The following is an 11031-nucleotide window of genomic DNA, read 5'->3' on the forward strand; positions in this document are numbered from 1 at the left end:
GCCTTGTCCACGTAGTCGTCGGCAATGATCGGAATATTCCGGTTGCACAGCGGCAGCGTCACCTGTTTGCCAATCAGATGCGTGTAGCGCTCGTCTTCGGGGTGCACCATCGCGGCCACGTCGCCCAGCATGGTCTCAGGCCGCGTCGTGGCCACCACCAAGCCTGGGGCGAGTTCGCCGTTGACCAACTGCGGGCCGTCGGCAAAGGGGTAGAGGATGTGCCACAGGCTGCCGTCTTCTTCTTCGCTCTCCACTTCCAGATCGCTCACCGCGCTCATCAGCACCGGGTCCCAGTTGACCAGGCGTTTGCCACGGTAGATCAGACCCTGCTCGTACAGGCGCACAAAGGTTTCGGTCACCGTTTGCGACAGTTTGTCGTCCATGGTGAAGTACTCGCGACTCCAGTCCACGCTGTCGCCCATGCGGCGCATTTGGGTGGTGATGGTGTTGCCACTCTTTTCTTTCCACTCCCAGACTTTGCTCACGAAGTTTTTACGGGCTTCGGCGGGTATTGGTCCCATGTCGTGGCGGCTGATGCCTTGGGCTTGCAACTGGCGTTCCACCACGATTTGTGTCGCAATGCCGGCGTGGTCGGTGCCGGGAATCCAGGCGGTGTTGAAGCCCATCATGCGGTGATAACGCGTCAGGCTATCCATGATGGTCTGGTTAAACGCGTGGCCCATGTGCAGCGTGCCTGTCACGTTGGGCGGGGGCAACTGGATGCAGAAGTTGTTTCCCTGCTCCGCTGTTGCCGCGTCAGGTGTCCCCGTGCCGCGGAAACCAGCCACACCGTATCCGCGTTTTTCCCACTCGGGTCCCCATTGCGCCTCCAGGGCGGCGGGCTCAAAGGATTTGGACAGACTGTTGAGGCCAGGTTGCTGCGGTGTGTCGGACATGGGATGGTGCCAATAATGACGAACGGCACCCATCGGTGCCGCTCTAAATATAGAAATGGAGGGGCTGGCCCGATTTTACCGAGCCAGCCCAGGGTCAAGGCACCGGGCCAACACTGTTTATGCCGTGGCCAGTTCGGGCTTCGCAGCCACCGCTGGCGTCGCAACAACCGGTGTCGCCACCGCCGGCATACGCATCAGATGGTCAAACGCACTCAAAGCCGCTTTGGCCCCATCGCCCGTGGCAATGATGATTTGCTTGAACGGCACCGTGGTGCAGTCGCCTGCCGCATACACGCCGGGCAAGTTGGTCTGGCCCTTGGCATCGACCACGATTTCACCGTGGCGCGACAGCTCCAGCGTGCCCTTGAGCCATTCGGTGTTGGGCACCAGGCCAATTTGCACAAACACGCCGGCCATCTCCAAGTGGTGAATGTCGCCACTGGCGCGGTCCTTGTAGGTCAGGCCATTCATCTTGCTGCCGTCACCGGTGATTTCGGTGGTTTGGGCGTTGACGATGATGGTGGTGTTGGGCAGGCTTTTGAGCTTGTCCACCAGCACGGCATCGGCACGCAGCTTGGTGTCAAACTCGATCAGCGTGACGTGCTCGACGATGCCGGCCAGGTCAATCGCCGCTTCCACGCCCGAGTTGCCACCGCCAATCACGCCCACGCGCTTGCCCTTGAACAGTGGGCCGTCGCAGTGCGGACAGTAGGCCACGCCCTTGTTGCGGTACTCGGCTTCGCCGGGCACATTCACATTGCGCCAGCGCGCGCCGGTGCTCAGAATGACGGTTTTGCTCTTGAGCGAGCCGCCATTGGCCAGTTGCAGCTCGATCAGGCCCCCCGGCTGCGCTGCCGGGATCAGCTTGTCGGCCTTCTGGCCATTCATGAGGTTGACGTTGTAAGACCTGACGTGCGCTTCCAGGGCCGCAGCAAACTTCGGTCCTGTGGTTTCGGTGACAGAAATGAAGTTCTCGATGCCCATGGTGTCGTTGACTTGGCCGCCAAAGCGCTCGGCAGCAATGCCGGTGCGAATGCCTTTGCGCGCTGCGTACACCGCCGCCGCTGCACCGGCTGGTCCGCCGCCGACGATGAGCACGTCATACGGCGCTTGCGCGCTGAGTTTGGCGGCGTCCCGCGCGGCCGCGCCGGTGTCGAGCTTGGCCACAATTTCTTCCAGCGTCATGCGGCCGGAACCAAAATCTTCACCATTGAGGAAAACAATCGGCACAGCCATGATCTGGCGCCGGGTCACTTCCTCCTGGAAAGCACCGCCTTCGATGACTACGGTCTTGATCTTGGGGTTGAGTATCGCCATCAGGCTCAGGGCCTGCACCACGTCGGGGCAGTTATGGCAGGTCAGGGACATGTAGACCTCAAAATTGAAGTCGCCGTCCAGTGCCTTGATCTGGTCGATCACGTCCTGCTCCACCTTGGGCGGATGGCCGCCGGTCCACAGCAGCGCCAGTACCAGCGAGGTGAACTCATGACCCAAGGGCAGGCCGGCAAAGCGCAGGCTGTTGGTCGAGCCGGACCGTTGCAAAGTAAATGACGGCGTGCGGGCGTCTGTGCCGTCCAGGCGCAGGCTGATCTTGTCGGCCCGCAGGCTTTGAATGGTTTCCAGCAGCTCCCCCATGTCGCGGCTGGTTTCGCTGTTGTCCAGGCTTGCCACCAGCTCGAAAGGCTGGGACACACGTTCCAGGTAAGCAGCCAGTTGTGTTTTCAGATCTTGGGTGAGCATGATGGGTGTCCTGATATATTATGAATTAGATAGCTAAAAGTGCTTTTGAATATTGGGCTGTAGGCAGTTTTCGGCAATAAAAAAGCCGGACGGCAAGGGCAAGCGCTCCTTGTCGCTGTCCGGCTTGTGGGAGCCCGCCTACGGGCTCCTTGCCGCAAAGGGAGTGACTTAGATCTTGCCGACGAGGTCGATCGATGGCGCAATGGTCTTGGCACCATCGTTCCACTTGGCCGGGCAAACTTCACCTGGATGGCTGGCCACGTATTGGGCAGCTTTCAATTTGCGCAGGGTTTCTTTCACATCACGGGCGATGGCGTTGTCATGCACTTCCAGGGTCTTGATCACGCCATCGGGATTGATCACAAAGGTGCCACGCAGCGCCAGACCGGCAGCGGGAATGTGCACGTTAAACGCGTTGCTCAGGGTGTGGGTGGGGTCACCCACCAGCGGGAACTTGGCCTTGCCCACCGCGGGCGATGTTTCGTGCCACACCTTGTGGGAGAAATGGGTGTCAGTGGTGACGATATAGACCTCGGCACCCATTTTCTGGAACTCGGCATAGTTGTCAGCAGCGTCTTCCACTTCGGTCGGGCAGTTAAAGGTAAAAGCGGCGGGCATGAAGATCACGACGGACCATTTGCCTTTCATGCTCTCATCTGACACTTCGACAAACTTGCCGTTGTGAAACGCTTGCGCTTTGAAAGGCTGGACTTGGGTGTTGATCAAGGACATAAAAACTCCTGGTAGGTTGGGTTGGGAAATCGTCGGTCAGCAAGTTGTTGATCCGATGGGCTGAATCATAGCCCGGTCCTATCGTTTTCATGATGCATTGTTTATAAGCTATTCATAGCCATTCTTAATCATGGCCGTCACGATAATGCCAGCTGCGTCATCTGTTATCCGGAGCCACTCATGCTGTTTTTACTTTCCCCTGCCAAGTCGCTTGACTATGACACGCCCGTAGGCGATGTGCCCCACACCTTGCCGCAGTTTGTGCCTCAAGCGGCCGAGCTGATCGGCCTTCTCAGAGAAAAATCGCCACAACAGATTGCTGAACTGATGGACCTGAGCGACACCCTTAGCGGGCTGAACGTGGCACGCTACCAGGCCTGGCGTCCCAAATTCAGCGCCAAAAATGCCAAACAGGCGGTGCTGGCCTTTAACGGCGACGTGTACGCAGGGCTGGATGCCAACACGCTCGACGCCACGGCGCTGGGCTGGTTGCAGCAGCATGTGTGCATCCTCAGTGGCCTGTATGGCGTGCTGCGCCCGCTGGACTACATGCAGCCCTATCGGCTGGAGATGGGTACCGCGCTGGCCAATGCCCGAGGTAAAAACCTGTATGCCTTCTGGGGCAGCCAGATTGCCCACTACCTGAACAAGCGCCTGCGAAGTGAGGTGGCCCCAGTGGTGGTGAACCTGGCCTCACAGGAGTATTTCAAGGCTGTCGATACCCAGACACTCAAGGCGCGCGTTATCGACTGCGTGTTTGAAGACTACAAGGGTGGCCAATACAAGATCATCAGCTTTCACGCCAAGCGTGCCCGGGGCCTGATGGCGCGCTTTGCTGCCGAGCACCAGGTGGTGTTGCCGGAGCAGCTCAAGGGCTTTGACGCCGAGGGCTACCGCTTTGACGCGGCGGCGTCCGAGCCGTTGCGGCTGGTGTTCAGGCGTCGCGTGCCTTCGGCGTAACCGCGTGGTGCTGGCCGACGGAATACCCCGTGTCAGCAGCCGCTTGGATTGGGGGCTGGATGCCACGGTGCGTGTGCCACTGGGGCAAGAAAAGGCGGTGCTAATATCCCGGGGCAATGACTTCAGCCCATTCCCAACCGTTGCCGCCAGACAAGCGCGCCCGTGATGCTGACGTTGCGGATTCGGCGCTGTTGTGCCCCATCAGCCGCGCCACCAAGCGTCAGCCACTGGGCCTGGGCAGCAAGCTGCCTTTTTTAGGTGCTGACCTGTGGACGGCATTTGAACTGAGCTGGCTCAACCCGCGCGGCAAGCCGCAAGTGGCGCTGGCGCATTTCACGGTGCCGTGCGAGTCAGTCAATCTGATCGAGAGCAAGTCGCTCAAACTGTACCTGGGCAGCTTTGCGAGCACCCATTTTGCCGATGCCGCCGAGTTGCAGCAGCGCCTGCGTGCCGACCTGACCGAGGCCGCCTGGCGTGGCGCGGTGGTGCAGAGCAGCGTGGGTGTGCGCTTGGTCGGGGTTGATCAGTTTGACAACGAGTCAGTGGCGGAGTTGTCTGGGCTGAGCCTGGACCGGCTCGACCTGGACTGTGACCGCTACACCCCGGCGCCCGATTTGTTGTCAGCAGCGACTGATGAGGAACCTGTGTCCGAGGTGCTGACCAGCCGTCTGTTCAAAACCAATTGCCCCCTTACTGGTCAGCCTGACTGGGCCAGTGTGCAGATCGCCTACTTTGGCCCGCAGATCGAGCAGGCAGGGTTGCTGCGCTATATCGTGAGTTTTCGCGATCATGCAGGATTCCATGAGGATTGCGTGGAGCGCATGTTTGTCGACATCAGCCAGCGCTGCCAGCCGCACAAGCTGTCGGTGCTGGCGCGGTACACGCGCCGGGGTGGGCTCGACATCAACCCGTTTCGCACCAGTTACCCGCAGCCGCTGCCGCTGAATCAGCGCACGGCGCGGCAGTAGCGGCCATCCGTCAGGTTTGTCTGCCGCGCTCACACAGCAGGAAAATGCTCGAGCATAAATCGGGATACTGTTGTCCTAACTGATAGCAGCCGTCCAGATACTCGCTTGAAATGATGTCGGTCTTGAGCAGGCGGTCCCACTGGAAATTGGCCAGTGCTTTGAAGAAGACGCCCGAGCGGTGGATCACCTGCAGTCCGGCAGCCGTCGCGTCGCGCTCCAGCGTGTCGAGCGCATAGGTGCGCCGGTGACCATGCTGTGCTTCGGCGGGGGTGACCGCCGCGTTATGCGAGATCAATCCCATCTTGACGGCGATCTGCCGCGAAGGTGCATTCGCATTGGGGCACACCAGGAAGAGCCGGCCGCCGTCGGCCAGCCATTCGTCATTGATGCGCTTGAGCACCCGCACCGGGTCATCCAGATGCTCCAGCACATGGGTCAGCACAACATGGTCATACCGCCGTGGCAGCGTGACGGTCTCGAAGCGGTCGTTCACAAATTCAACTTTGCTGCCAAGTTTTTCTCGGGCCTGCGCCATGGCATCGCTCGATGCCTCAACGCAGGTGATGTCGTCAAACCAGGGCAAAAAGCGCCGGGTGAAGTCACCTTTGAAACTTCCCAGCTCAAGCAGACTGCCCGGCTGGAAGAACGGGGCAAATGACCGGAGCATGTAGGGATGCATGACATCCAGATCAAAACCATAAGCGTATTGGTGGGACTGAGCGTCCTGGATTTCGGCGTTGTAGTCGCGCGGGTTATGCATGGTGTGTCACCTGGTTTTGACAAAGGCGTATTTCAGTGCCGCTGGTTTGGCAGCCGTCTTCAGTAAACCCCAGTTTTCGGTAAAGCGCAAGAGCGGGCCCATTGCCCCGGTGAACCGAGAGTTTGATGCATTTCATGCCACTAGCCCAAGCGTAGCGTGTACTTTGTGCTACCAAAAAAGATGCTATACCCCGGCCTTGCCAGGTCGACAGCACGCTGACATGGGTGATGAAGGCCACCCCCGTGGCGTGATCGTTGGCGTACATGGCCACCAGGCCGACCAGCTCACTGGCTGCCCAGGCTTCAAATCGGACGGCGTTCTGGCTGATTTTTTCTGCGTAACGGTCAACGTGCACCCTGGCGCTGAGTGAGGGCGAAAAGTCGTCGTCACAGGCATGGAGGTGGGCCAACAGTTGCGCTGCGCTGGCCTGGTTGCGTCCATAAACGAGTGCACCGGTCATGGCTGCAATACCGCCAGGCCAAACCCGTAACGACCAAACTCGTTGCCGTTGTACAGCATGTAGATCTGCCCGTCACACCTGAAAACATGGGGGTAACACACCATGTCACCATCCCATGCGCCTGGTGTCACGTCCAGCAAGGCCTGGGCATCGTCGCGCTGCCAGTGGTTCAGATCGTCAGACCAGGCGTGGCCGATGCGGTAACCGCGACCGGCATTGACCCGAAAGTCAAACGACTGCCGGAAACAAAAAAACATGTGGAACCTGCCGTCGATCTCGATCACGCAGGGCAAAGCCTGGCTCTCATCCGGCCCGAGCCGGTCGGCAATGATCTGACGGGCTTCCTCCTTGACCCAGTGGATGCCATCGGTGGACGTGGCATGACCAATCTTGTAGGTGCGATCAGGTGGAGAGTCTGGCGTGTACTGTTTCCAGCCAGTGCCAAAGATGTACCACATGTGGAACACCGAACCAATGATTCTCACAAACCCGTCCACCACCAGACAGGGCTCGTGCAAAGACGCGCTCAGAACCGGGCCATCGCCGTATCGCGCGAAACTGTGCCCCTGATCGCGGCTGATGGCCAGGCCAATGCCGGTTTCGACCGAGACCGACACGCGCCGGCTCCACCCGCTCGTATACGCATAGACCAGGTCGCCATGGCGCACAACGTTGACCGGGAAAATGCCGTGCTCGTCAAAACATCCCAATCCACCCAAGGGTATGACGCTGGCGTCCGACACCCGAATGACATCGCGCAGGTTCTTGCGCATGTCCACATAGGCCACCTGACTGAGGTACTTGCCCTTGTCCGGAGATCGGGTCGAGAAATAGATCCTGACAAAGTCCTCAAACACCAGGGCTTGCGGCGACTGGGCAAACTGCTCACAAGCCAGCGGCAGGGCGTGTGCGGTCGGGTCAAAGATCTTGCCGAGCTTGTGCCAGGTCATCGTGGCCATGGGCTACTCCAGCGTGCCATCAAGGACTGCCAGACCAAACCCGTGGCGCCCCACCTGGTTGCCCAGATAGGCGAGGTAGGTCTTCCCATCCAGCGCGAACACATGGGGGTAGCTGATCATCTCGGCGTCCCAACCGGTGGCTGACACATCAATACCCGCCTTGCTGTCATCACGCTGCCAGTCAGTCAAATTGCGGCTGCTGGCGTAGCCAATGCGGTAGCCCCCGGTCTGACTGCGGTAGTTGCTGCTGTAGCGGTAACAAAAGAACATGTGGTACAGGCCGTTGGCAAAAAACACATCGGGGCTGGCCTGTGCCTCGTCTTCCTCAATACGGCTGGGGATCAAGTCCTCATGCTGTCGCGTCCAGTGGACACCATCGGCCGACCAGGCCATGCGGATCTTGTAGACCGGCTCGGCACGACCGTCCACCAGTTTCCACTTGCGACCGGCGATGTACCACAAGTACCAGAGGTCGTTGAAGCGGCGGATCTTCGGGCCGCTGATCACAAAGGGTTCATCCGGCGTGAACCCGAGCACCGGACCCGGGCCGCAGCGGGTAAAGGTCTGGCCATCGTCCTGGCTGATGGCCATGCCAATGGCCACGTTGAACGGGACCGACTCACAACGCGTCCAGCCCGCATAGTAGGCCCGCACTTCGCCGTCATGACGTGCCACCGAGACCGGGTAAGTGCCAAATTCATCGAAGCTACCCAGCCCGCCCAGCGGCAGGATGGGCTGCTGGGCCACCGCCCGGATGCCAAACAGGTTCGTCCGGTCCAGGTCCACATAAGCGGAGTAGCTGACATACTGGCCCCGGTCATCTGCAGGTGGTCGACACGAGAAATACACGCGCACGAAGTCATCAAACACCAGGGTCGCCGGAGCCTGGGCAAACTCGGCCAGCCAGCTGCGCCCCTGCACCTCCTGCGGCGTGAATACCTTGCCCAGTTTCTTCCAGGTGAACATGGTTCAGATCAGCGCATAGTGCGTGGCGACGGCTGCACGCACGACGTCCTGCGGGTTGAACATCAGCACATCAATGATGGACAGCCAGGGCACAAAGGCCTGTCCAAACTGCGGGTACTCCAGCGCTTTGGGCTGCACGAACAGGAGTTCAATGCCACGGCTTTGAAATGCGTCGTGAGCGTACAGTGCTTGCCCCCCGATGCTATTGATGTAGGTGTCGGCGCCAAGCGCTTCACATATCGCCAGCACCCGGTCCTGACCTTTGAGCGAATGATCGGCCGCGACCTCGGATGACTTGACAATGCGCGCACCGATGCCCAGATGTGCCGCCGTCAGCAGCAGCGCGTGGTGCAGGTAGGCAAACAGGTTGTGCTCCGGGTGCCGGCATATGGAGGTGACCAAGGGCAGGGTCTGCCCGAAAAACGGTGCACGCTGGTAGGCACCCTTGAGCTGATTGATCAGGTCGTCCGGTCTGAAGGAGTCGGCAAGCTGGCGCTGGCCGATATGCTGCTGGTCAGAGTCGGCCCTGAGGGGTAATGAAAAAACTGCATTGTGACCATTTTGCAGGATGCGATTGCGATTGATCCAGCCCTTCTTGGTGTATTTGATGTTGTCATACAGCACAAACACATCGACTGCCGCCATCAGCTGGAAGTAGCCGATGTAGGGCAAGAAGTAGGGCTGCATGATGGCCAGCTTCATGACAGGGGACGGGTGGTGGTGCCGCGGCTCACGTTGGACCAGGGCCTGAATGGGCGGCAATGATGGCCGCAATCTCCTGCACTTTGGCCAGACTCAGGTCGGGATAGATCGGCAGACAAAGGATCTGCGACGACGCCAGACTGGCCACTGGCAAGCCGGCCTTGTCGGCACTCGGCAAACCACGGTACATCGGGAACTCGGAGATGAGCGGGAAAAAGTAGCGGCGTGGAAAAATACCCTGGCTCTTGAGCGTCTGATTCAGCTCTTCACGGGTCAAGGCATAACCCTCCTGCACCAGGATGGGAAAGTACGCGTAGTTGGGGACGACCTCACCTGACTTTTCCAGGCACCGGATGCCTTTGACATGTTGCAGCGCGGCGCGATAAGCGTCGTCGATATGACGACGCCGCGCGATGGCCGTACCAATGTGTTTGAGTTGCAACAAGCCAAGTGCTGCATTGAATTCGCTCATCTTGCCGTTGATACCCGCGGCAACGACAGTCGTCTCACCCACATGGCCAAAGTTCTTCAATTGGTCGATGCGGATTTTCGTTTTTTCGTCGGGCGAAATGATGGCACCACCCTCAAAGGTGTTGAACACCTTGGTGGCATGAAAGCTCAACACGGACAAATCTCCATGCCGCAGCACGCTACCGTTTTTGTCCTGCACGCCAAAAGCATGGGCCGCGTCGTAGATCACCTTCAGGTTGTAGTCGTCGGCGATTCGTTGAATCGCCTCCACATCACAGGGGTGCCCGTAGCAATGGACCGGCATGATGGCGGTCGTCTGCGGGGTAATGGCCGCTTCAATCCTGGCGGGGTCAAGGTTGAGTGTGTTGGGGTCTACGTCGACAAACACCGGTTTGATGCCGTTCCACAGCAACGAATGGGACGTGGCGACAAAGGAGTACGGGGTGGTAATCACCTCGCCCGAGATACGCAGCGCCTGTAGGGCCGTCACCAGGGCGATGGTGGCGTTGGCAAATACGCTGATATGTTGGACGCCCAGATAATCGCACAGCGCCGCTTCGAACTGGTGGTGAAATGGGCCACAGTTGGTCAGCACCTTGTTGGCCCAGATTTGCTCCAGGTAGGGCATGAACTCTTCCAGGGGCGGAAGATAAGGCTGCGTCACATAGGTGGTCTTTGACATGTCTTTTCCGTCAGCGGGCACGAGATGGGCCGTGGGTCGAGGTCAGGCTTCCTGGTGTGTCACAGCAAAGTGGCCGTTGTCATGGGTCACTTCAAACGACTCGGCCGGCAGGTCCTGGCACCATCTCTGCCAGGCATGGCGCAGGGCAGCTTCCAGGCCACCCGCTACAACTGCCGGTTGCATCATGTTCGACGCTTTGAAGCGTTCGCGCAAATCGCTTCTCAGCGCGGCCAATTGGTTCAGGTGACTGGCACACCATTGGGCCATTTCCAGAAACTCATCGGGATTGGCAGCGACGAACTGTGTCTTGATCCCGGCATGGGACAGGATGGAGCGGCTGGACACCGCAGCCGGCGTGTGGCCGGCGATGGTCAGCGTGGGTACCCCCATGAACAATGCATGGCAGGTGGTGGTACCGCCGCCATACGGGAAGGTATCCAGGCAGACGTCCACCTGATGGTGCAATTGCAGGTAGTCAAACATGTTGCTGCGCCGGTAGAACGTCAGCCGCTCGGGCTGAACACCGCCCTGCACAAACCAGTCGGTGATCTGCTCCAGACTGCCTTTCAGGGGCATACCCCCCACCACCATACGCGCGCTGGGCACGGCACACAGCAGTTTGGCCCACAGCTGGACCACCTCGTGACTGATCTTGTCGAGCCGGTTGAAACTGCCAAAGCAGAGGTAACCCTTGGTCAAAGCGGGCAGCGGATTGACATCGGGCGGATGGTCAAT

The 11031-nt window shown here is 59.4% G+C and carries 11 protein-coding genes and 1 pseudogene; 2 read left to right on the top strand and 10 right to left on the bottom strand.

All coding sequences use genetic code 11. The features are described from left to right. From KBF66_RS16565 to ahpC, 3 genes are all read right to left on the bottom strand, one after another. Nucleotides 1-896 (bottom strand): class I tRNA ligase family protein (locus KBF66_RS16565; protein WP_296659805.1); only part of this gene is annotated, 896 nt, incomplete at its 3' end. Nucleotides 897-1013: 117 nt separating this feature from the next. Further along, a complete protein-coding gene (gene ahpF / locus KBF66_RS16570) occupies nucleotides 1014-2636 on the bottom strand; it encodes an alkyl hydroperoxide reductase subunit F (RefSeq protein ID WP_296659808.1) in 1623 nt (540 codons plus the stop codon). Nucleotides 2637-2804: 168 nt separating this feature from the next. Further along, entirely contained in the window at nucleotides 2805-3368 is a 564-nt protein-coding gene (ahpC, locus tag KBF66_RS16575) for an alkyl hydroperoxide reductase subunit C (RefSeq protein WP_296659812.1), read from the bottom strand. 180 nt (nucleotides 3369-3548) lie between these two features. On the opposite strand from ahpC, the gene yaaA reads away from it, so the two are divergent. Further along, on the top strand, nucleotides 3549-4328 hold the full coding sequence (gene yaaA, locus KBF66_RS16580) for a peroxide stress protein YaaA (protein ID WP_296659815.1): 780 nt from the start codon (nucleotides 3549-3551) through the stop codon (nucleotides 4326-4328). A 116-nt stretch (nucleotides 4329-4444) separates the two neighbouring features. Next, the gene (gene queF / locus KBF66_RS16585; protein WP_296659821.1) at nucleotides 4445-5296 is read left to right on the top strand and encodes an NADPH-dependent 7-cyano-7-deazaguanine reductase QueF; all 852 of its coding nucleotides are present in this window, start codon (nucleotides 4445-4447) and stop codon (nucleotides 5294-5296) included. A gap of 10 nt (nucleotides 5297-5306) precedes the next feature. On the opposite strand, the gene KBF66_RS16590 is transcribed toward queF, so the two are convergent. The 7 genes and pseudogenes from KBF66_RS16590 to KBF66_RS16620 form a co-directional block, all read right to left on the bottom strand. Then, a complete protein-coding gene (locus KBF66_RS16590; RefSeq protein WP_296659824.1) occupies nucleotides 5307-6056 on the bottom strand; it encodes a class I SAM-dependent methyltransferase in 750 nt (249 codons plus the stop codon). After that, nucleotides 6049-6516, bottom strand: coding sequence for a GNAT family N-acetyltransferase (locus tag KBF66_RS16595; RefSeq protein WP_296659827.1), 468 nt, complete (start codon nucleotides 6514-6516; stop codon nucleotides 6049-6051). The genes KBF66_RS16590 and KBF66_RS16595 overlap by 8 nt, the downstream gene beginning before the upstream one ends. After that, a complete protein-coding gene (locus KBF66_RS16600; RefSeq protein ID WP_296659830.1) occupies nucleotides 6513-7475 on the bottom strand; it encodes a hypothetical protein in 963 nt (320 codons plus the stop codon). Before KBF66_RS16600 ends, KBF66_RS16595 begins: the two co-directional genes overlap by 4 nt. A gap of 3 nt (nucleotides 7476-7478) precedes the next feature. Further along, a complete protein-coding gene (locus KBF66_RS16605) occupies nucleotides 7479-8441 on the bottom strand; it encodes a hypothetical protein (protein WP_296659834.1) in 963 nt (320 codons plus the stop codon). 3 nt (nucleotides 8442-8444) lie between these two features. Next, nucleotides 8445-9143: a WbqC family protein gene (locus tag KBF66_RS16610; RefSeq protein ID WP_296659837.1), complete on the bottom strand. Its 699-nt coding sequence runs from the start codon at nucleotides 9141-9143 to the stop codon at nucleotides 8445-8447. A gap of 28 nt (nucleotides 9144-9171) precedes the next feature. Next, nucleotides 9172-10296: a DegT/DnrJ/EryC1/StrS family aminotransferase gene (locus KBF66_RS16615; protein WP_296659840.1), complete on the bottom strand. Its 1125-nt coding sequence runs from the start codon at nucleotides 10294-10296 to the stop codon at nucleotides 9172-9174. 42 nt (nucleotides 10297-10338) lie between these two features. Further along, a pseudogene (locus KBF66_RS16620) lies at nucleotides 10339-11031 on the bottom strand (glycosyltransferase); the annotation flags it as partial.

Origin of the sequence: Rhodoferax sp. (assembly GCF_018063565.1) — a bacterium.
In the GTDB taxonomy this organism is placed as follows: domain Bacteria; phylum Pseudomonadota; class Gammaproteobacteria; order Burkholderiales; family Burkholderiaceae_C; genus Rhodoferax.